The sequence below is a fragment of the Rhodococcus cerastii genome, from assembly GCF_033042195.1.
Lineage (GTDB): Bacteria > Actinomycetota > Actinomycetes > Mycobacteriales > Mycobacteriaceae > Rhodococcoides.
This window is the reverse complement of the sequence record NZ_JAWLKF010000008.1, coordinates 1-20,760: the sequence shown is the minus strand read 5'-3', so window position 1 is coordinate 20,760 and position 20,760 is coordinate 1. Positions and strand designations below refer to the sequence as shown.

Sequence of the window (20,760 nt, the reverse complement as noted above, 5' to 3'; positions counted from 1 at the left end):
GCTACGAATTTCCGCTCACCTGCGGCGAAGCCGCTCTCACTTCCAGCGGCCGAGGATCTCCTCTGCCCGCTTGGCCAATTCCATCTGGAAGATCGGACCGAAGCTGATGCGTCCGACGCCGAGGGATGCGAAGTGCGACAGGTCGCCCTCGGCCGGGTTGGCGATGGCGTTGATGGGCAGTGGGAGTTCCTCGGCGAGGCGCTTGTAGTCGGCGTCGTTGTGGAAGCCGACGGGGTAGAGCGAGTCGGCTCCGGCCTCGGCGGCCAACTTCAGGCGTGCGATGGCGCGCTCGACGCGGTCGCTCTCGTCACCGATCGCCTTGACGAACAGGTCGGTGCGGGCGTTGATGACCACATGGACGTCGGTGGCGTCGGATGCTGCACGCAGTGCTCCGACGAAGTCGGCGTGTTCCTGCGCTTCGCGGAGGCGGCCGCCCTCGCTGTGCACGGTGTCCTCGATGTTGAGGCCGACGGCTCCGGCGGAGATCAGGCCGTCGATCAGTCGCTTGGGATCCTCGCCGTAGCCGGCTTCGATGTCGACCGACAGCGGCACGTCGACAGCTCCGGAGATCTGCGAGATGCGGGCGAGAAGCTCGTCGAAGGTGATGCCCTCGTTGTCGGGCTTGCCGATGGAGTCCGAGACGGGGTGGCTGCCGACGGTCAGGGCGGTGAATCCTGCGGACACGGCCAGGTTGGCGGACCAGGCGTCCCACACGGTCGGCAACACAACGGGGTTACCCGGCTGGTGCAGCTCGAGCAGGGTGGTGGCTTTCTGGGACAGGGTCGACATGGAGGCTCCTTCGCGGTGGCTGTGGAGAACGTACGTTCTCTCGTTCCCCAACGTACCCGCTTCAGTCGATCAAATCGAGTGCTTGCATTCGGTCGAACACCATCAGGGAGCCGGGAGCCACGTCGGGCATGGCGGCGTACTCGTCGCGAGTGAAGTACCTGATCTCTGCAATTTCGCTGGTCGGCGTCGGCTCGTTCGCCAGATCGGCGATGAAGCAGGTGATCTCGAGCGGGGTACCTGGCGGGTGGCCCCAGGCCTGGCACTCGAACACTCCGAGGAGTCGGACGTTCGCCACGGCCGCATCGAGCTCTTCCCTGATTTCCCGGTGCAGCGCCTGCTCGGGTGTCTCGCCCGGGTCGATCTTGCCGCCCGCCATGTAGAACGCAGACTTGCCGACCGACCGCGTCTGGATCATTCGACGATCTCGGACGTACGCCAGACCGGCGGTCCGAATGAGCCTCGACACGGTCACGGCACTTCCCCTCGGCTCGAGCCACTCCTACCCACCCAGGTCATTCCGCAGGCTCCACTCCTACCCACCCAGGTCGTTCCGCAGGCTCCACTCCTACCGTTCTGTACCGCATGGCACGCGCTCGACCACGCAAAGTAAAGTGGACAACAACAACTCACGGCTGCCGTTCGGCTACCGGATCGTTATTTCTCAAAGCTTCAAATCGACTCTCACACGGACTTCGCACACCCTACTCATCGCCGCCCTACGACCACCGCCTCGGCTTCACCGCCGGTGGCGACCGAGACGACGGAGTGATCTTTGCTCGCCATTCTTCTTGCGCACGCCGCCGCCGCGCTGCTCGCGCCGCTGTTCGTCCGGTGGTGGGGTCGCACTGCCTTCTTCCCCCTCGCGCTCGTCCCCCTGCTCAGCCTGGTCTGGGTGTTCGGCAACTGGGGAACCGACCAGAAACTGAAGATCGAATGGGTCCCCGGCCTGTCGATGAACATCGACATGCGGTTCGACTCCTTGGCCGCCATCATGTCCTTGCTGGTCCTCGGCATCGGCGCACTGATCCTCCTGTACTGCGCGCGCTACTTCGAGAACGACGAGCCTCGACTGGGGCTGTTCGCGGCCGAGATGGTCGCGTTCTCCGGTGCGATGTTCGGCCTCATCACCAGCGACAACATGCTCGTGCTGTACATCTTCTGGGAGATCACGACGGTCCTGTCGTTCCTGCTCGTCGGCCACTACGCCGAGCGTGCCTCCAGCAGGCGTGCGGCCACCCAGGCACTGCTCGTCACCACCGCGGGCGGTCTGGCGATGCTGGTCGGCATCATCATCCTCGGCCAGGTGTCCGGCACCTACAACCTCTCCGAGCTGGTTGCGAACGCACCCGGCGGCTGGTTGCCCGGCGTCGCGATCGTGCTGGTCCTCATCGGCGCACTGAGCAAGTCGGCGATCGTGCCTCTGCACTTCTGGCTCCCCGGAGCCATGGCTGCCCCGACGCCGGTCAGCGGCTACCTTCACGCCGCAGCGATGGTGAAGGCCGGCATCTACCTGGTGGCGCGCCTGGCACCGGGGTTCGCCGATTCCGGCCCGTGGCGTGCCACCGTGATCAGCCTGGGACTGCTGTCGATGATCCTGGCCGGCTGGCGAGCCCTCCGCGCATTCGACCTCAAACTCATCCTCGCGTTCGGCACCGTCAGCCAGCTCGGCTTCCTCATGGTGCTGGTCGGCATCGGCTCGGAGAAGGCGATGCTCGCCGGCCTGACGATGGTGATCGCGCATGCGATGTTCAAAGCGGCACTGTTCATGGTCGTCGGCATCGTCGACCACACCACCGGCACCCGAGACATCCGCAAGCTCGCCCACCTGGGCAAGAAGGCTCCGTGGCTGGCCGCGATCGCGGCGCTGGCCGCGGCCAGTATGGCCGGACTACCGCCGATGCTCGGGTTCGTCGGCAAGGAGACGGCGTTGTCGGCCGTGATCAGCACTCCGACGCTCGATCCCACGGTCGCGGCGGTCGTCGTCGCGGGGCTGGTGATCGGCTCGATCCTCACGGTCACCTACAGCATCCGATTCGTGTGGGGCGCGTTCGCGCGCAAGCAGCTCAAGCGTCCGAGTCCATCGGTCAGGGCGATGCATGCCCCGTCCGCGTTGTTCCTGGCCGCGCCTGCATTCCTCGCCGTTCTGGGTGTGATCGCCGGGTTCGGATCCTCGGTCGTCGACGGCATCGTCAGTCCCTACGCCCGCACCCTCCCGTCCTACGGCCAGGAGCCCTACCACCTGGCCCTGTGGCACGGTTTCAACCTTCCACTGGCGCTGACCGTCGTCGTCGTCACCGGCGGTGTCGGGCTGTTCATCGCCCACCGCGTGGTCAACCGGCTCAAGTTCGAGCATCCCCCGCTCGGCAACGCAGACCGCATCTACGACAACGTGCTCAAGTCCATGGACACACTGTCCATCCGCCTGACCGGCACGACGCAGCGCGGTTCGCTCCCCCTCACTCAGGGCACCATCCTGTTGACACTGGTGCTGCTGCCGATGATCGTGTTGCTCGTCGGCCAGGATTCCGGCATCGACTACACATTGTGGAACACCCCGCTGCAGCTGGTCATCGGCGTGATCATGATCGCGGGCGGTCTCGGAGCCACGGTGATGCGCAACCGCCTGGCCAGCGTCATCCTCGTCGGACTCACCGGCTACGGCTGTGGCGTCATCTTCGCCATCCACGGCGCGCCGGACCTCGCGCTGACCCAGTTCCTCGTCGAAACCCTCACCCTCGTGGTGTTCGTGCTGGTGCTGCGCAAGCTCCCGGCCGAGGTCGACGACCGCGGCTCGGCGGGCTCGCGCGGACCCCGTGCCGTGCTGGCCGTCGCCGTCGGAGCGACCGTCAGTGTGCTGGGCGCGTTCGCGATGAACGCCCGAAACACCGCCCCGGTGTCCTTGCTGCTGCCCGACGCCGCATACGAACTCGGCGACGGCAAGAACGTCATCAACGTGATCCTCGTGGACATCCGAGCCTGGGACACCCTCGGCGAGATCTGCGTCCTGCTCGTCGCGGCGACGGGCGTGGCCAGCCTGGTCTTCCGCAACCGCCGGTTCGGCAGCGCTCCGCGGGTGTCCGACGCCCCCGCATCGAACGCCTCCTCGTCGAACTCGGATGCGAACTTCGCGGCAGAGACGACGTGGCTGCTCGGCGGCGATCTGATCGATCCTCGGCATCGCTCGTTGATCCTCGAGGTCACGACGCGATTGATCTTCCCGACGATCATGGTGCTCTCGATCTACTTCTTCTTCTCCGGCCACAATGCCCCCGGCGGCGGTTTCGCCGGTGGCCTCACCGCCGGACTGGCGCTGGTGCTGCGCTACCTGGCGGGTGGCCGCTACGAGCTCGGCGAGACAGTGCCGATCGACGCCGGAAAGATCCTCGGTCTCGGGTTGATCTTCGCGGCCGGTACCGCGGTGGCATCGATGTTCCTCGGAGCCCCGGCGTTGTCCTCGGCCACGTTGGAGATGACGTTGCCGATCCTCGGCGACATCAAGTTGGTCACCGCACTGTTCTTCGACCTCGGTGTGTATCTCATCGTGGTCGGTTTGGTACTCGACGTGCTCCGTAGCCTCGGTGCCCGTCTCGACGCGCAGGTGGAAATGCAGAGCCAAGGCCGGGTGAGCGCCCCATGACCGCAGATCTCGGAATGCTGATCATCACCGGCGTACTCGTCGCAGCGGGGGTGTACCTGCTGCTCGAGCGCAGCATCACCAAGATGCTGCTGGGGCTGCTGCTGTTCGGCAACGGCGTCAACCTGCTGTTGCTCACCGTCGGCGGCCCTGCAGGTGCCCCACCCATCGTGGGGCGCGACAACGCGGTCAACCAGCAGATGGCCGACCCGCTGGCCCAGGCGGTGATCCTCACGGCAATCGTCATCACGATGGGAATCGCGGCATTCGTGCTGGCCCTGGCGTACCGGTCGTTCACTCTCAACACCAAGGACGACGTCGAGAACGACCCCGAGGACACCAAGGTCTCCCGGCGTCGCTCGATGGCCGAGGCCCCCGACCGTGACCGCTCGGACGATCCGGTGACGGGCGAGCCGAGCTTCGGCGGCGACGCATTCGACTCGAAGGGCAACCCCATTCCGCTCGAGGAGATCAGAAACCTCGAAGACCTCGAGTGCTACGAGGACCTGCACGACGGCGACTTCGACAACGACGACGACAACCCGCAGCTGCGCGGGCTGGACGGACTCGACACCGCCGAGAAGGACGACAGCCGACCGGACGAGAAGGGAGACAACGCATGACCATCTCCCCCGCAGTGATCGATGTACTGACTCCGCTGCCGGTGCTGATTCCGATGCTCGCGGCCGCGTTGACCCTGGTGCTGGGGCGACGACCCCGCGCTCAGCGGTTCATCACCCTCGTCGCGCTGACCGCTGTGGTCGCGATCTCGTCGATGATGCTCTACCTCGCCGATCGCGACGGCGTCAGCGCACTCCAGGTCGGTGGTTGGGACTCTCCGCTCGGCATTTCCCTCGTGGTGGACCGTCTGTCGGCGATGATGCTCGTGGTCTCGTCCATCGTGTTGCTCGCGGTCATGGTGTACTCCATCGGCCAGGGCATCCGCGACGGCAGCGAGAACCAGCCCGTCTCGATCTTCCTGCCGACCTATCTCGCGTTGACCGCAGGCGTGTGCAACGCGTTCCTCGCAGGCGACCTGTTCAACCTGTTCGTCGGCTTCGAGGTGTTGCTCGCTGCCTCGTTCGTCCTGCTGACGCTCGGTGCGAGCGCGGACCGGGTACGCGCAGGCGTGTCGTACGTGATGGTGTCGATGGTCTCCTCGCTGATCTTCCTGGTCGGCATCGCGCTGGTGTACGGCGCGACCGGGACACTGAACCTGGCTCACATCGCGGTTCGGATGGACGACATCAACCCCGGAACCAGAACGGCGATCTTCGCGGTCCTCCTGGTCGCGTTCGGCATCAAGGCCGCGGTGTTCCCACTCTCGACGTGGCTGCCCGACTCCTACCCCACCGCCCCGGCACCGGTCACCGCCGTGTTCGCCGGCCTGCTGACGAAAGTCGGTGTGTACGCGATCATCCGCGCCCACACCCTGCTGTTCCCCGACGGCTCGCTCGACAACGTGCTCATGGTCTGCGGCCTGCTGACGATGCTCGTCGGCATCCTCGGCTCCATCGCACAGAGCGACATCAAGCGACTGCTGTCGTTCACGCTCGTCAGCCACATCGGCTACATGATCTTCGGTGTCGCGCTGTCGACACAATCGGGATTGTCGGGCTCGATCTACTACGTCGCCCACCACATTCTGGTGCAGACGACACTGTTCCTCGTCGTCGGTCTCATCGAACGACAGGCCGGTTCGTCGTCGCTCCGGCGCCTCGGTGGGCTGGCCGCGGCCAGCCCGGTGCTGGCGATCGTGTTCCTGGTGCCCGCCCTCAATCTCGGTGGTATCCCGCCGTTCTCGGGCTTCATCGGCAAGGTGGCGCTACTGCAGGCCGGTAGCGAGCAGGGCAGTGTGTTGGCCTGGTTGCTCGTCGCGGGCGGAACCGTCACCAGCCTGCTGACGCTGTACGTGGTGGCGCGTGTGTGGACCAAGGCGTTCTGGCGGGCCCGCGCCGACGCTCCCGAGGGCGATCTTGCGGACAACAGCCCGTCGGCACTGCTCGACGATTCCTCGGACATCGCGTTCGGCGATCGTGAGGACGTCGGCCGGATGCCTGCCTTCATGTTGATCCCCACCATCGGGCTGGTTGCCGTCGGCCTGGCCATGACGGTCTTCGCCGGCCCCATCATCGACATCAGCGACCGCGCTGCGGCAGACCTTCGCGATCGCTCGATGTACATCGATGCGGTGCGCGGTGCGGAATTCGTCGGTGATCAGGCCGCCGAACAGGCACGCGAGAACCAGGAAGGCACTCGATGAAGATGAACCGTTCCCTCCTGCTCCGCCTGTGGACTCTCGCGTGGTTGACTGCCATCTGGGTTCTGTTGTGGGGCAACGTCTCTGCGGCGAACATCCTCGGCGGCATCGCAGTGGGCCTGCTCATCATGGTGCTGCTGCCGTTGCCTCGCGTACCGGTCGAGGGCCGCATCCACGTGTTCTCGCTCGTCAAGCTGGCCGTCGTGTTCCTCTACTACGCGATGGAATCGAGCCTCAGCGTGGCCTGGCTGGCGGTCCGGCCCAAGGCTCCGCCGGTCACCGGCGTGCTGCGCTGCCGCATCGCGATCAAGTCCGATCTGGTGCTCACGCTGTTCGTCGACGCGATGAACCTCGTGCCCGGCACCATGGTGCTCGAGATCGACCGAACCAGACGCCTGCTCTACGTGCACGTGTTGGACATGGGCACCCAGAAGGCCGTCGACGGTTTCTACGCCTACGTGCGGAACCTCGAGAAACTGTTCATCGCGGCGTTCGAGCGAGACTCCGACTGGAAGCCGAGTCCACTGCACTACCAGGAGTACGAGCAGTACCACGGTGTACTCGGCGACGATCCGGAATCGGCGGATCGCGACGCCCCTCGAGACGACAAGAAGACCGACGACAAGAGGAAGGGGAAGTGGTCGTGACCATCGTTCTGGCCATAGCCGGTGCCCTCCTGATCGGTGCCGCGATCCTCACCGCCTACCGACTGCTCGACGGACCGAGCACGCTCGATCGACTCGTCGCCATGGACACGATCCTCGCCGTCTCGATGTGCGGTCTCGGCGTCTGGGCCGTCTACAGCCGCGACACCACCCTGGTGCCGGCGATCGTCGCGCTGTCACTGGTCAGCTTCGTCGGGTCGGTCAGCATCGCACGATTCCGAGTGAGGGACGAATGATCGACACAGTGAGGGCCGAACGATGACCGCAGCCCAGTGGATAGCCTCCGTCTTCATCCTGTTGGGAGCGATGTTCGCCTTCACGGCCGCCGTGGGCATCGTGCGCTTCCCCGATACTCTCTCGCGGATGCACGCGGCCACCAAGCCGCAGGTGGTCGGGCTGATCATGGTGCTGATCGGGGCCATCATCAGCCTGCGCGGCAATGTCGACATCTGGATGCTCGTGCTGGTCGGTATTTTCACCCTGGTGACCGCACCGGTGATCGCGCACACCGTCGGTCGCGTCGCATACCGAGAGCAGCGCGGCCGCGACGGACTGTTGATCGTCAACGAGATGGAACCGAACGAATCCGACCAGTAGCGCGGAGCGTATCGGGTCAGGATCGGAGGTCGGTGACCAACGATTCGACGACTGCGCGCAGGTCACCGTTGGATTTCGCGGCCACCGCACGCTGACGCTGATACGACGCCCCCAGCCGAGGGATATCGGCCACCGCCGCCAGCTCGTCGACGCAATTCAGTCGGACGGCCGTCGGCGTCAATTTCTCGAGTAGGTCGTTCAGATCGTCGGTGACCAGCCGCTCGTTGCTGTCCGAGTCCAGAATGATCTCGGCATCGAGACCGTATCGGGCGGCCCGCCACTTGTTCTCCTGCACGTGCCACGGAGGAATCGACGGCAATGTCTCCCCCGCCTCCAGCCGCTCGTCGAGATGGACGATGAGGCAGTGCGTCAACGCGACGAGCGCCGCGAGTTCCCGCTTGGTCGACGCCCCGTCGCACACTCGGACCTCGATCGTGCCCCACTTGGGAGCGGGCCGGATATCCCAGTGCATGCCGCCGAGCTGCTCGATGACGCCGGTCTTGAGCTGATCGCGGACGAACCCCTCGAACTGCGACCAGTCCTCGAACTGGAACGGCAGACCGGCCGTCGGCAGCTGCTGGAACATCAGCGCACGATTACTGGCGTAGCCGGTGTCGTTGCCCGCCCAGATCGGCGAGGACGCCGACAGTGCCAGCAGGTGCGGGTACTGCAGCAGCAGTGAATTGAGAATGGGAAAGACCTTGTCGGGGGACGACACTCCCACGTGCACGTGCACGCCCCAGATCAGCATCTGCCGGCCCCACCACTGCGTCCGAGCGATCAACTCGTCGTAGCTCGGCGAGCTGGTGAGCTGCTGAGTGGACCACTCGGCGAACGGGTGGGTGCCCGCCGAGAACAGATCGATTCCCAGTGGATCCGCGGCGCGCTCGACCAACGACAGGGACTCACCGAGGTCCGCCATCGCCTCCCCGACGTTCTCGCACACTCCGGTGACGAGCTCGACGGTGTTGCGCAGCAGTTCCTTCGTCACCCGCGGGGTGTCCCCGGCCAGATCGTGGACTCCGTCCATGACCGCCTCGGCGGAATTGACCAGGTCTCGCGTGTTCTTGTCGACCAGTGCGATCTCCCACTCGACGCCCAGTGTCGGGCGCGGTGAACTCGCGAAGTCGATCCGCGGAGCGCTCAAACTACTGCAGCACCGCGCATGCCGCCCGCGAGCCGGCATCGCCGGTCATCAGCGTCGTCATGTCCGGCACAGCAGCACCGTCGGGCAGGGTGTATCGCGGCGGGATGTTGGCGAAGTTGTCGGCACCTTCGTGCACGATCACCGCTGTTCCGGCACCATTCGCACGCAGATCGTCGAGCGTAAGCGCGTCGGTGGTGGTGGTGAGCATGCCGGTGCCGTCCTCGCCGACCTGAATGGACGTCAGATCACCGCTGGCCGGGTACTCGGTGCGACCGTCGACCTGCAGGTGACCGCCCGCGGACAGGAACGCGCCCGGCTCCCCGCCGGTCGGTGCCACGGAGTTCGGCTCGCAGGCGGCGACGGTGTGAATGTGGAAGCCGTGGAAGCCGGGGGCCATGTCCTCGACCTCGGCGGTGACGACGACCTTGTCGCCCTCGGACGCGAACGACACCGTGCCCACCTCGGCACCGTCGGCGTTGCGCAGGGTGCCCTCGATGGTGTCGCCGGAGCCCGACTCGGCCGGGCTGTCACCTGCTACGGCTTCTGCCTCCGGGTCGGCCTCGCCGGTCCAGACCGGCGGGACGGTGCCCTGGACGTCGGAGGGAACCTCGCCGTTGCTGCAGGCAGAGAGCCCGAGCGCTGCGATCGCGAGGACCGGGGCCACGTAACGCAACGATCGGGTCGCAGCAGTGCGTCGCTTGAACATGTCCATCGGAAATCGCTCCTCTTTCAGGCAGTTTCGCCGGGCTCGAAAATGATAACGTGCCGACCGATCGTGCCGAATCGGGCACGGAGGTCGACGCTGTGGAATTGGTCGCCGCAGGGCTACTGGGTCACGATGACGACAACGCCTGCCGTGGATTCGAGTGAGGTCGGCTTGGGTTCGGCCGGGACGCCGAGCTGCGTGGCGATCGTCTGCGCGGCCTGTTCCTCGCCTGCCGACGTGCCGTAGTACACCGCGGTCTGCGCGAACTGGTCTGCGCTGAAGTTGCCCGTCTCGGCGACGTTCCACCCCTCGGCGGTCAACGTGTCTGCGGTGCCGGCCGCCAGGCCGGAGACGTTGGAGTTGTTGAGTACTCGCACCTCGACGTCGGCGGGGGCACCCGAGGTAGTGGTGGGTGCCGCGGTGCCGGTCGACGCGTCGGCTGCGGGGGCCTGCGCTGCCGGGGCCTGGGCGGTCGGTGCCACGGAGGGCGGCGCACTCGTCGTCTCGGCGGTGGTCTCGGCGGCCGCGTCGTCGGAATCGGACCCGGTCAGCGACAGTGCGCCGATCGCTGCGAACAGAATCGCGAGCGAGATCAACACCATGGCCAGGGCACGGAGTGGTGGCCCGGTTTGTTCCGGGTTGGGGCTGCTCACGTACTCGACCCTAGCCGACCGTCGACGGCCACTCGGAACACGGAACGATGGAACCTACTCAGACGTCGAAACCCAACCGGCGGGCAGCGCGAGCCTTCTGCCGACTCGCACGCAACCGGCGCAAACGCTTGACCAGCATTGGATCCGCGGCGAGCGCCTCGGGACGATCGACCAACGCGTTCAAGATCTGGTAGTAGCGGGTTGCCGACATGGAGAAGAGTTCCTTGATGGCCTCTTCCTTCGCCCCGGCGTACTTCCACCACTGTCGCTCGAAGGACAGGATGTCGTGCTCTCGTCGACTCAGTCCGTCCGCACCGACCTCGTTCGGATCCTGAGAGCCGTCCGAACTTCCCGGTTGCTGAGACTGGTTCGAGTCACGCGCTGCTGCGCTGTCCATCCCACTCCTCGACATCTCGACTCTCCAGGGTCTGCACGATCACCTACCCGGAGAAATCTGCTTCCCCCAGCACTGCCGGCACCCACAGGAGCACCGACCGAATTACACAGTTGTACTTCGAGCATCATTCAACCATGCTCGACGGCTCGAGCACGGCTCCCGCGAGCTACCGGCGCGTGGCGTGTTCCACCCGATGACCCGCATGCACCACGTGTTCGGACCGTTCCGCAAGCTTCACTGCCAGCCCCCTCGGGTCGTTCCGCAGGCTCCACTCTCGACCCCCTCGGGTCGTTCCGCAGGCTCCACTCTCGACCCCCTCGGGTCGTTCCGCAGGCTCCACCCTCGCCCTACTATCCTTGTCGACCATGGCAATTCTTCCCATCCGGATCGTCGGCGATCCGGTGCTGCACACCGCAACCGCTCCCGTCACCGAGTCACCCGCCGAGCTGGCCGAGCTGATCGCCGACATGTACGAGACATTGGCCGCCGCGAACGGCGTCGGTCTCGCCGCGAATCAGGTCGGCCTCGGCAAGCGTCTGTTCATCTACGACTGCCCCGATCAAAGCGAGGACGGCAAGATCGTCCGCCGCCGCGGCGAGGTCGTCAACCCGGTGCTCGAGACGTCCGAGATTCCGGAGACGATGCCCGATCCGGACGACGACGACGAGGGCTGCCTGTCCGTCCCTGGCGAGCAGCACCCCACCGGCCGCGCCGAGTGGGCCCGCGTGACCGGTACGGACGCCAACGGCGATCCCGTGGACATCGAGGGCCGCGGCTTCTTCGCTCGGATGCTCCAGCACGAGGTGGGTCATCTCGACGGATTCCTCTACACCGACGTGCTCATCGGCCGACATGCACGGGCCGCGAAGAAGGCCATCAAGCGCGCCGGATGGGGCGTGCCCGGGCTCAGCTGGACGCCCGGCACGGTGGACGACCCGTTCGGCCACGACGACGAGGACGACGACTGACCGTCCCGGTGGGTACGCGGGTGATGCTGCGCTACCGGTTGCCACCCGGCCACACCCACCCGATGACGGACGTGATCGGCGAACTGGTGTCGGCCGACGCCGATGCAGTCTCGGTGCGCGGTAGGGACGGCGCACTGGTGCAGGTCGCAGCCGAACGAGTCGTGGCGCTGAAACCCCTGGGCCCCAAACCGATCCGCACCTCGGAGATTCGCTCCCTCGAGGCTGCCGCTGCCGATGGTTGGCCGGGCGTCGAGCGGCAATGGCTGGACGGTTGGCAACTGCGGTTCGGTCACGGATTCACCGGACGCGCCAACTCGGCGATACCGCTCGAGCCCGGAGCGTCGATGACGGCCGAGACTCTCACGCAGATCATCGACCGATACGCCGCTCGTGGACTGCCCCCGACGCTCTCTCTCCCCGACCGTCTGGGCAGCGCCCCGGCGGGGTGGCGGACATACAACGAAACCGCCGTCATGGCTGCAGATATCTCGAATCTTGTTCTGCGAGAAGGCGAATCGGCCATCAATGTGACCGCGCAGCCGACCGAGGAGTGGCTGACTTCCCTGCGCTACCAGGGCCGCGAGGCACCCGAGGGCGCAGCGGAGGTGGCATCCGCAATCCGGGGCGGCACCCTCGGTTTCGGCATGATCGGCGCACGCTCGTCGTCGGCAGCCGCCGTCGGTCGCGCAGCCGTCACCACCGCCCCCGACGGTCGATGCTGGGTGGGATTGACCTCGCTCTGGGTCTCTCCCGAGCATCGCCGCAACGGCCTCGGCACCCTGATGTGCGGAGAACTGGTGCGCTGGGGACGCGGGCACGGCGCGACGCACGCCTATCTGCAGGTGGCCGTCGACAACACCGAAGCCGTTGCCCTGTATCGGGATCTGGGTTTCGTCGACCATCATCACTATCGCTATGCCCGACCCGAGAACGCGATCGGTCCGAACCCTGTCGGGGGCATTCGATAGGGTTCCTTCCCGTGCGCTTGGCTACTTGGAATGTGAACTCCGTCCGCTCTCGTCAGGATCGAATCGTCGATTGGCTGCAGCGATCCGATGTCGATGTCCTGGCGATGCAGGAAACCAAGTGCAAGGACGCACAGTTTCCGTACGAGCGGTTCACCGATATCGGGTACGAGGTCGCCCACGTCGGGCTGAGTCAGTGGAACGGCGTCGCGATCGCGTCGCGCGTCGGCCTGGACGACGTGCAGGTCGGCTTCGAAGATCAGCCCGGGTTCAGCAAGGATCCCGAGATCGATCCCGCTCAGGAGGCCCGCGCCATCGGGGCCACGTGCGACGGGGTCCGCGTCTGGAGCCTGTACGTGCCGAACGGTCGCGAGCTCGCCGATCCGCACTACACCTACAAGCTCGAGTGGCTCGCCGCGTTGAAGGCCGATGCGCAGGCGTGGGTCACCGCCGATCCGCAGGCGCAGATCGCGCTCGTGGGCGACTGGAACATCGCGCCCACCGACGACGACGTCTGGGATCCGGCGCTGTTCGAGGGCAAGACCCACACCTCACAGGCCGAGCGAGACGCCTTCACCGCGTTCGGCGATGCCGGCTTCACCGAGGTGACGCGGCAGTTCACCCCCGAGCCCAGGACGTACACCTACTGGGACTACACGCAGTTGCGGTTCCCGAAGAAGCAGGGTCTGCGCATCGACATGGCACTCACCTCTCCTGCCCTGGCGGCTCGGGTGACCGGAGCGTCGATCGACCGTGAAGAACGCAAGGGCAAGGGCGCGAGCGATCACGCTCCGGTGATCGTGGAGATCGGCTGAGCAGAGTCCACCGACCTGCCCGCCACCGACCTGGCGGCGAGAATCGCCCCGACCGCAATCAACAGTCCGTGCACTATCCGCACGGCCGGTGGCGTGTAGAACTGCGGCAGGAACAGCACGAACCCAGCAGCCAACACCATGGCATAGCGGTTGCGTAGCGCGAACACCACCAGCCCGACGGCGATCAGCACGAGTCCGAGCCCGAACATGACGGACTGCACGAGCGAGTATCGAATGGGGTCGGCCAGCTCGATCAGGCCCGGGTTCGAGGTCTGCGCGGCGTCGACACCGAGCGCATGCAGCGCGAAGGTTTCCGCTCCGTAGTACGGCAGTACCAACCCGACGCCGATCCAGGTGGTCATGACGGCAACATCGGACCGTCGACCCGCGTAGAGGACGAGGAGCCCGAGCGCGATGAATCCGAGCATGGCGAAGGTATGGGCGAGCACCCAGTTCGAGGATGCGAAGGCGTCGACCCCCGCGCTGCCCACCTCGTCCGAGTAAGGGCGCAGTGCGGGATACGCGGCGAACATGACGCCGACGAACAGATACAGGGCTGTACGCATCGGGAGACACCACACCTTTCGAGAGCGACGCTCTCTACAGGAAGCAGTATTCACTCGATGGGTCGACAGTGCAAGAGCACCGCTCTCTATTCGACGATCAGGTCCAGAAATTCCTCGTGTTGCGCCACATATCGCCGGACGTAGGTGCAGATCGGAACGATGCGCCACTGTCGATCGCGCGCAGTGTTCAGCGACGCCCGCACCAGTACGCCGGCCCACCCGCGGTCGCCGTACTCCTCCTTGACGACGGTATGCATGAGCGCGACAACGGGGCCCACGCCGCCGTCGTCACCCTCACCGAAGCGGTAACCGAGAATGCCGACGAGTTCGTCGTCGACGAAGAGGTCGAACCTGTTGTGATCGACGTCGTCCTCGATACGAACGACGGGGCGATCGAGCGGCGCCGCCTCACGGTTCCGCCTGGGGAGAATGTGACTCATGTCACTTATGAGACCAGTGTTGCCCATGTGACGCGAGACGAGTGCATCGATCGTCGCCGAGTCGTGCCCTTAATGTGACCAGCCTTAATGTGACCAGCCTTGATGTAACCAGCCCTACTCGTGACCGAGCGATGTCGTCGGGGATGTCAGAGCGCGACGAGCATGTCGTTGTACTCCGGATTGGCCGCGGCGAAGCGCTGCACGTAGGTGCAGACCGGCTTGACCTTCCAGCCGTAGGAGCGGGCGCTGTCGAGTGCGCGACGCACCAGAATGCCGGCCAGCCCTTGGTGGCCGAAGTCCTCGGTGACGACCGTGTGCATGAAGGACACGACATGAGTGCGCGTTGCGCGCGTGCCGTTTCCCTCCACCTCGTAGAACCCGACGATCCCGACGAGATCGCCGTTCAATCGGAGTTCGAAACGGTTCTGATCCTTGTTGATCGAGACATCAGCGCTAGGAGAGCTTGCAAGCATGGGACGCCTCCTTCGCTGTGTGTGGAGTGATGAACGAATGAAATCGATGTGACGTGCACCACTATTAAACATGCGCGCGGTGGCTCTGTCACCTTTTCTACCAACAAACCTTCGGATGCGTAGGTTTGTCCGTCGAACACGACACGAATGCTGGTACGGATCATAAGCGTCCCTGTTCGCCGTTGTGATACAACAACATTCAAGACCGGCCCATGTTTTCTCCACGTCTTCGACAATCCGATCAACCTGCCGAGACCACCGTCCCCCTGCCCGCCGGTACTGTCTTCTCTCGTGAAGTTCCTACCGCTCACGCCCAACGGCGAGACTCCTGTCCGCGCGCTGACCATCGCCGGAACCGACTCCGGCGGCGGTGCCGGAATCCAGGCGGACAGTCGGACGATGGCGCTGCTCGGTGTCCACGCGTGCGTTGCCGTCGCCGCGGTCACGGTCCAGAACACCGTCGGCGTGACGGGCTTCCACGAGATCCCGCCGGACGTCGTCGCAGCGCAGGTTCGCTCGGTGGTGTCCGATATCGGTGTCGGCGCAGCGAAGACCGGAATGCTGGCCTCCACCGCGATCATCGAGGCGGTCACGGCCGTCTGCACCGAGGTGGGCATCGGGCGGGATCAGCCGGTCCCTCTGGTGGTCGATCCGGTGTGCGCGTCGATGCACGGCGATCCACTACTGCACGCCGAAGCCCTCGACGCCATCCGCCACACCCTGTTTCCCATCGCCTCGCTGGTGACCCCCAACCTCGACGAGATTCGGCTCATCACCGGCATCGACGTGGTCGACGACTCCACCGCGCGCCGCGCCGCCGAGGCCCTGCACGGGTTGGGCGCGCAGTGGGCCCTGGTCAAGGGCGGTCACCTGAGAACATCCACACACAGCACCGACCTGCTGTTCGACGGCGACACATTCCTCGAGTTCACCAGCGAGCGCATCGCTACCGGCAACGATCACGGCGGCGGCGACACCCTGGCCGCATCGATCGCATCGGCGCTGGCACACGGATACTCCATGCCCGACGCGGTGGCGTTCGGCAAGGAATGGGTCACCCGATGCCTTGCCGCGTCCTACGACCTGGGCGCGGGCCACGGCCCGGTGTCACCGCTGTGGCGACTGCACGAGTCGGAGGATGCGTAGGTCGTCGGGTGCGCCCTTGATCTTCGGGGCGAAGAAGCTGCGGCGATAGGGCTTGGAGACCACGCGCAACGCGTCGAGCACCTCCGGTGACACTGCGTCCAGTGCGGCGGCGGAGATCATGATGTTGCCGTTCCCGCCGGTCTGCATCACGCGGGCGGCGACGGTGACGTCGACGCCCAGCCAGTCCGAACCGACCTGACGCGGACTGCCGGTGTGAATACCGACCCGCATCGTCGGGGTGTAGCCGTCGACGTTCACGCCGGTCAGTGCTTCTCGTGCCGCGAACACGGCTTCGACGGCCTTGCCCGAATCGGCGAAGACTGCCATGATGCCGTCGCCCAGTCTCTTGACGACGTGCCCGCCGCGGACCGTGACCTCGGGTTCGACGGCTTTGGAGACCCTGCGGAGCAGCGTCAGTGTGGCGGTGTCCCCCGCGCGGAGCGACCACGACGAGAATCCGACGAGGTCCGTGAAGACGATGGTGACGTCGCGTTCGCCGCGACCTCGCCCTGCGCGTTCGAGAATCGCCTGCCACAGCTGCAGAGCCCCGAGTCCCACTTCGCGGGATGCGCCCGGTTCGTCGTCGAGTCCGTTCGCAGCCAGGAATCTGTCTGCGACGCGGGCCACGGCCAGTGCTCGTCCGGGACCGTCGATCGACAGGGGATCACCGAACGTGGGGTCACCGGGTAAGGCGCGACGCACACGCCGAACCGCCCCGACCACCGTGGGCGCTCGGTTGGTGGTGCGGACCCACTTCACCACCGAATCGACGACTGCGTTCACAACATCGAGCGTAACCCACGGTTACACATACTTACCCTCATCCTTCGGCACGTGCGGCCTCGCGCTCGGCTCCGACCGGTACCCCGTTGGGGCCCTCCACCGACTGCGCGTAGACGCCGATTCCGTAGGCAACCGCCGCGCCGTTCTTCGCCAGTGCGGCGCGGTCGACGTTCGCCAAGGTGTCCTGGTCTGTGTGGTAGTTCTCGTCGAACGTCTGATCCGCGGTGCCGCCCCACTTCTCGGCCTGCTCGGCAGTCTTGTTCTCGTCCGCGCCACTGAAGACGCCACCGGCCGGGATTCCGACCTCGATGAACGGGCCGTAATCCGATCGGCCGTCGAAATCGGTTCCGTCGACGGCGGTGCCCTCGTCGGCCAGTCGCTCGACGAAGGTCCGCTCGATGGCGTCGGATCCGGCCGGTCCGGCGGGCTCACCCACCTGGTCGGAATCGTCTCCGTCGTAGGCGAGGTAGCCGGCGTTGTTGGAGCCGATCATGTCGAAGTTCAAGTACAGCGCGATGTTTCGCTTGTCCTCGTCGGACAGGCCCTCGACGTACTTCGTGGAACCGACGAGACCGTTCTCCTCGGCACCCCAGAACGCGAAGCGCACCGCATTGGTGACCTCGGGTGCACTACCCATCTGCAGTGCGGTTTCCAGCACTGCCGCTGTGCCGGTGCCGTTGTCGTTGATGCCGGGGCCCTCGGGGACGCTGTCGAGGTGCGCGCCGGTGACCACCACGTTCTCGGTCGACCCGGTGGTGGTCTGCGCAATGATGTTGCGGCTCATGGTCGTGTCGGTTTCGGTCACCAGGGTCAGCGTCACCTCGGGTGCGGCGAGAACGGCCGCACCGTCCTCCTGACTCACGCCGCCGGTCGGAATCTGTGCGGTCTCGGCATCACCGAGCGTCCCCGAATCGAGCGGACCCGGTTCGTTGTTGACGATGATCGCCGCGGCCGCACCCAGTTCTGCTGCGACGGTTTGCTTCACCCCGAACGGGCACACGCCGCGCGGAACCACCGCAACGGCTCCGGCCAGGTCGAGGCCGGCGTAATCGGTTGCCTCACAGCCGTCTGCATCGGCGGGAGCACCGACGACGCGTGCGGTGATCCCCTCGGCGGTGGTGGTGGGTGAGTAACTGAGCGCGAACACCGGGATCTCGGTGCCCGCCAGAGACAGAGTTTGGGTCTGCGCCTCGAAGGTCTCGAACTCGAATTCCGGGGTGGTGACCTCGAACCCGGCCGATTCGAGTTGTGAGACAACGTAATCGACGCTCGCGTCGTATCCGGCGGTGCCGGCGGCGCGGTTGCCGTCGTGTTCGGCGGCAATGCTCTCGAGCTCTTCAAGGTGGCCCACCAAGGCGTCCTCGGTGACCGCGGCAGACAGGCCCTGCCCGTCGGGTGTCGCGAAAACTCTGGCCGGTTGCTCGTCCGAGGTGGACGAGCAACCGGCCAGAATCAAGACAGTGACGGCGCTACCTGCAAGCAAGGAAATCCGCATAGCGGACACCATACCCAGAGAGGCCTCGCGCGTCAGGCGTCCCGACGATTGACGACCAACACTGCTGCGCCGAAAACCACCGCGGTGAAGACGACGAAGTAGATCAGGCTGCCGATCGGGCCCCAGTGAAAGTCGATTCCGCCGCTGGAGCCGAGGAAGTGGTTGGCATTGAGGAACGGCAGGAACGGCTGGATCTTGTCGCCGACCGTCGGAATCACCCCGACGAGGTTCTCGATGAGCAGTGGCCACAGCAGCAGGATGGCAATTGCTCCGGCGGACTGCCGCATGAGAGCGCCGACGCCGATGGCCAGAACCACCTGGACGAACGCCAGGATGGCGGTGCCGTACAGGATGCGCCAGGTTCCATCGATGTCGAAGCCCAGCAGCGCACCTGCCTGCTCACCGGCGAGCGCCTTGGCGAGGTAGAGCCCGATGACGGCGAGCACGAACGACAGGATCGCACCGTAGACACCGACCAGCAGGGCCTTGGCCGCCAGCACCGATCCTCGGTTGGTCACGGCCTGGAACGTGGTGCGGATGAGTCCGAAACGGTACTCGCTGGTCACGGTCAACGCGGCCAGGATCATCAGCACCATCGAACCGAACGTTCCGACGCCGAGTCCTACGACGTCGGCTGCCGTCGTGGGCGGAATGCCCTCGGGCGCATCGGTGTCGGTGGCCAACTGTGCAGCCCACCCCAGTATTGCCGCGAACCCGAGACCGAGCACCACGATGATCGCGCTGCACCACCACGGCGACTTGGTCGAGGTGAACTTGATTCTTTCTGCTGCCAAGACGCCCATCAGAGTGCACCGCCCATTGCTTGCTGATTGTTGGGGTTTTCGGCTCCCGCGCCGTGATATTGCACTGTGTCTCCGGTGAGTTTCATGAATGCTTCCTCGAGCGAGCCGCGCTGAGAGGCCAACTCGTGCAATGTGATTCCAGCTCGACCGGCGATGTCGCCGATCGCGTCGGTCGTGGAGTTCAGCACCACCAACGAGGGCTGAAGTTCGTCTGTCTTGTCCGGCTCGCGCACGGTGAGACCGGCGGTGGTCAGGGCCTGGCGGAGTCCGTCGAGCTGCGGGCTGCGCACGCGTACCGATGCTTCGGAAGCATGGTCGATGAATTCCTGCACCGTGGAATCGGAGATCAACTTGCCGCGTCCGATGACGATGAGGTGCTCTGCGGTCTGCGCCATCTCCGAGAGCAGGTGGCTCGAGACCAGAACGGTGCGGCCCTCGGCTGCCAAGCGCTGCATGAACTTTCGGATCCAGACGATGCCCTCGGGATCGAGTCCGTTGACCGGCTCGTCGAACAGCAGCACCTTGGGGTCACCGAGCAATGCGCCCGCGAGTCCGAGCCGCTGCGACATACCGAGCGAGAAGCCGCCCGCATTCTTCTTCGCGACCTCGGACAGGCCCACCAGGCGCAGTACCTCGTCGACGCGCGACTTCGGAATGCCGTTGGAGGCCGCCATCCACTCGAGATGCGCACGCGCCGAGCGATTGGGGTGCACCCACTTGGCGTCGAGCAGAGCGCCGACGGTACGCAGTGGCTGCTTCAGGTGGCTGTAGCTCTTGCCCTCGATGGTCGCCGTTCCCGAGGTGGGGCGGTCGAGACCGAGAATCATCCGCATCGTGGTCGATTTGCCTGCGCCGTTGGGGCCGAGGAATCCGGTCACGATGCCGGGCTTGATGGTGAAGGTGAGGTTGTCGACCGCCGTCACCGCGCCGTACTGCTTGGTCAGTCCTGTCACTTCGATCATGGGTCAACCTTCCCCCATCGACAGCGTCCGCACATCGACCCACAGTCGTCAGTTGCATCATCCTTTCGGATGACCCAACCCTGAGACAGTCGGTCACTTCGGCGGCACGCGGTCACTTCGGCGGCACGCGGTCATATGAGCGTCGGCGGCGTCGGCGGCACGCAGCCATATGAGCGTCGGCGGCATCGCGGCACGCGGCCACCTGGGCCAGGCCGCAAAAGCGCGCGCGTTTGCCAGATGCGCGCGGAATCGCCCCAGTATCCGCCACTATTCCGCACGCGTTTCACGAACGCGCGCGCGTTTGCCGGAGGTGAGGAGGCAGCGGCGTCGGCGGCACGCAGCCATATGAGTGTCGGCGGCGTCGGCGACACACGGCCATATGAGCGTCGGCGGCATCGCGGCACGCGGCCACCTGGGCCACGCTCAATGTCAAGCTGTCTGGAGTCGGTTGTTGTTGATTCCGACTGTTGCGGGCGGTTGTGGTGTGCAGGGGCGG

23 protein-coding genes are annotated in these 20,760 nt (G+C 65.6%); 10 read left to right on the top strand and 13 right to left on the bottom strand.

Annotated features, from left to right (window positions below; genetic code table 11):
• Positions 1–36: 36 nt before the first annotated feature.
• The gene (locus R3P93_RS15200; RefSeq protein ID WP_149406573.1) at positions 37–789 is read right to left on the bottom strand and encodes an isocitrate lyase/PEP mutase family protein; all 753 of its coding nucleotides are present in this window, start codon (positions 787–789) and stop codon (positions 37–39) included.
• 61 nt (positions 790–850) lie between these two features.
• Entirely contained in the window at positions 851–1,261 is a 411-nt protein-coding gene (locus R3P93_RS15195; RefSeq protein WP_394855310.1) for an NUDIX hydrolase, read from the bottom strand.
• 300 nt (positions 1,262–1,561) lie between these two features.
• On the opposite strand from R3P93_RS15195, the gene R3P93_RS15190 reads away from it, so the two are divergent.
• Genes R3P93_RS15190 through mnhG form a run of 6 tightly spaced genes read left to right on the top strand, consistent with a single transcriptional unit; the run spans position 1,562 to position 7,945 of the window.
• Positions 1,562–4,426: a Na+/H+ antiporter subunit A gene (locus R3P93_RS15190; protein WP_149406572.1), complete on the top strand. Its 2,865-nt coding sequence runs from the start codon at positions 1,562–1,564 to the stop codon at positions 4,424–4,426.
• Positions 4,423–5,046, top strand: a complete 624-nt coding sequence (locus tag R3P93_RS15185) for a Na(+)/H(+) antiporter subunit C (protein WP_149406571.1) — start codon at positions 4,423–4,425, stop codon at positions 5,044–5,046. The genes R3P93_RS15190 and R3P93_RS15185 overlap by 4 nt, the downstream gene beginning before the upstream one ends.
• Complete coding sequence (locus R3P93_RS15180; protein WP_149406570.1) at positions 5,043–6,686, top strand: Na+/H+ antiporter subunit D; 1,644 nt, start codon at positions 5,043–5,045, stop codon at positions 6,684–6,686. The genes R3P93_RS15185 and R3P93_RS15180 overlap by 4 nt, the downstream gene beginning before the upstream one ends.
• Before the next feature lie 2 nt (positions 6,687–6,688).
• On the top strand, positions 6,689–7,330 hold the full coding sequence (locus R3P93_RS15175; RefSeq protein WP_262498439.1) for a Na+/H+ antiporter subunit E: 642 nt from the start codon (positions 6,689–6,691) through the stop codon (positions 7,328–7,330).
• Entirely contained in the window at positions 7,327–7,584 is a 258-nt protein-coding gene (locus R3P93_RS15170; RefSeq protein ID WP_128646448.1) for a monovalent cation/H+ antiporter complex subunit F, read from the top strand. The genes R3P93_RS15175 and R3P93_RS15170 overlap by 4 nt, the downstream gene beginning before the upstream one ends.
• 22 nt (positions 7,585–7,606) lie before the next feature.
• The gene (gene mnhG, locus R3P93_RS15165) at positions 7,607–7,945 is read left to right on the top strand and encodes a monovalent cation/H(+) antiporter subunit G (RefSeq protein ID WP_128646447.1); all 339 of its coding nucleotides are present in this window, start codon (positions 7,607–7,609) and stop codon (positions 7,943–7,945) included.
• 16 nt (positions 7,946–7,961) lie between these two features.
• Here mnhG and R3P93_RS15160 read toward each other — a convergent pair whose 3' ends face one another.
• The 4 genes from R3P93_RS15160 to R3P93_RS15145 form a co-directional block, all read right to left on the bottom strand.
• Positions 7,962–9,131: a glutamate--cysteine ligase gene (locus tag R3P93_RS15160; protein ID WP_128646446.1), complete on the bottom strand. Its 1,170-nt coding sequence runs from the start codon at positions 9,129–9,131 to the stop codon at positions 7,962–7,964.
• The gene (sodC, locus tag R3P93_RS15155) at positions 9,094–9,804 is read right to left on the bottom strand and encodes a superoxide dismutase[Cu-Zn] (RefSeq protein ID WP_149406569.1); all 711 of its coding nucleotides are present in this window, start codon (positions 9,802–9,804) and stop codon (positions 9,094–9,096) included. The genes R3P93_RS15160 and sodC overlap by 38 nt, the downstream gene beginning before the upstream one ends.
• 113 nt (positions 9,805–9,917) lie before the next feature.
• Positions 9,918–10,451 (bottom strand): LytR C-terminal domain-containing protein, encoded by a 534-nt coding sequence (locus R3P93_RS15150; protein ID WP_188078696.1) that lies wholly within the window; start codon positions 10,449–10,451, stop codon positions 9,918–9,920.
• A 58-nt stretch (positions 10,452–10,509) separates the two neighbouring features.
• Complete coding sequence (locus R3P93_RS15145) at positions 10,510–10,848, bottom strand: DUF3263 domain-containing protein (protein WP_149406568.1); 339 nt, start codon at positions 10,846–10,848, stop codon at positions 10,510–10,512.
• Positions 10,849–11,213: 365 nt separating this feature from the next.
• Between R3P93_RS15145 and R3P93_RS15140 the strand changes: the two genes are divergently transcribed.
• The 3 genes from R3P93_RS15140 to R3P93_RS15130 are packed head-to-tail and all read left to right on the top strand — an operon-like array spanning position 11,214 to position 13,596.
• Positions 11,214–11,816 carry a peptide deformylase gene (locus tag R3P93_RS15140; protein ID WP_223145651.1) on the top strand — a complete coding sequence of 201 codons (603 nt, stop codon included), beginning with the start codon at positions 11,214–11,216 and terminating at the stop codon, positions 11,814–11,816.
• Entirely contained in the window at positions 11,813–12,784 is a 972-nt protein-coding gene (locus R3P93_RS15135) for an N-acetylglutamate synthase, CG3035 family (RefSeq protein WP_449619215.1), read from the top strand. Before R3P93_RS15140 ends, R3P93_RS15135 begins: the two co-directional genes overlap by 4 nt.
• Before the next feature lie 11 nt (positions 12,785–12,795).
• Positions 12,796–13,596 (top strand): exodeoxyribonuclease III, encoded by an 801-nt coding sequence (locus tag R3P93_RS15130; RefSeq protein ID WP_149406565.1) that lies wholly within the window; start codon positions 12,796–12,798, stop codon positions 13,594–13,596.
• Here the strand turns inward: R3P93_RS15130 and R3P93_RS15125 are convergent.
• The 3 genes from R3P93_RS15125 to R3P93_RS15115 form a co-directional block, all read right to left on the bottom strand.
• Positions 13,566–14,162, bottom strand: a complete 597-nt coding sequence (locus R3P93_RS15125; RefSeq protein WP_149406564.1) for a hypothetical protein — start codon at positions 14,160–14,162, stop codon at positions 13,566–13,568. The genes R3P93_RS15130 and R3P93_RS15125 overlap by 31 nt on opposite strands.
• Positions 14,163–14,248: 86 nt before the next feature.
• A complete protein-coding gene (locus tag R3P93_RS15120; RefSeq protein WP_149406563.1) occupies positions 14,249–14,602 on the bottom strand; it encodes a GNAT family N-acetyltransferase in 354 nt (117 codons plus the stop codon).
• A gap of 146 nt (positions 14,603–14,748) precedes the next feature.
• Positions 14,749–15,075, bottom strand: coding sequence for a GNAT family N-acetyltransferase (locus tag R3P93_RS15115; RefSeq protein WP_068048077.1), 327 nt, complete (start codon positions 15,073–15,075; stop codon positions 14,749–14,751).
• 291 nt (positions 15,076–15,366) lie between these two features.
• Here R3P93_RS15115 and thiD point away from each other — a divergent pair, with 291 nt between their 5' ends.
• Positions 15,367–16,221, top strand: coding sequence for a bifunctional hydroxymethylpyrimidine kinase/phosphomethylpyrimidine kinase (gene thiD, locus R3P93_RS15110; protein WP_149406562.1), 855 nt, complete (start codon positions 15,367–15,369; stop codon positions 16,219–16,221).
• On the opposite strand, the gene R3P93_RS15105 is transcribed toward thiD, so the two are convergent.
• From R3P93_RS15105 to R3P93_RS15090, 4 genes are read right to left on the bottom strand one after another with little or no spacing between them, the layout of a single operon-like run.
• The gene (locus R3P93_RS15105; protein WP_149406561.1) at positions 16,183–17,004 is read right to left on the bottom strand and encodes an adenylate/guanylate cyclase domain-containing protein; all 822 of its coding nucleotides are present in this window, start codon (positions 17,002–17,004) and stop codon (positions 16,183–16,185) included. The genes thiD and R3P93_RS15105 overlap by 39 nt on opposite strands.
• Before the next feature lie 37 nt (positions 17,005–17,041).
• The gene (locus R3P93_RS15100) at positions 17,042–18,499 is read right to left on the bottom strand and encodes a M20/M25/M40 family metallo-hydrolase (protein WP_317533373.1); all 1,458 of its coding nucleotides are present in this window, start codon (positions 18,497–18,499) and stop codon (positions 17,042–17,044) included.
• Positions 18,500–18,531: 32 nt separating this feature from the next.
• Positions 18,532–19,302, bottom strand: coding sequence for an ABC transporter permease (locus R3P93_RS15095; protein ID WP_317533372.1), 771 nt, complete (start codon positions 19,300–19,302; stop codon positions 18,532–18,534).
• Positions 19,302–20,264 carry an ABC transporter ATP-binding protein gene (locus R3P93_RS15090; RefSeq protein ID WP_094640986.1) on the bottom strand — a complete coding sequence of 321 codons (963 nt, stop codon included), beginning with the start codon at positions 20,262–20,264 and terminating at the stop codon, positions 19,302–19,304. The genes R3P93_RS15095 and R3P93_RS15090 overlap by 1 nt, the downstream gene beginning before the upstream one ends.
• Positions 20,265–20,760: the final 496 nt, after the last annotated feature.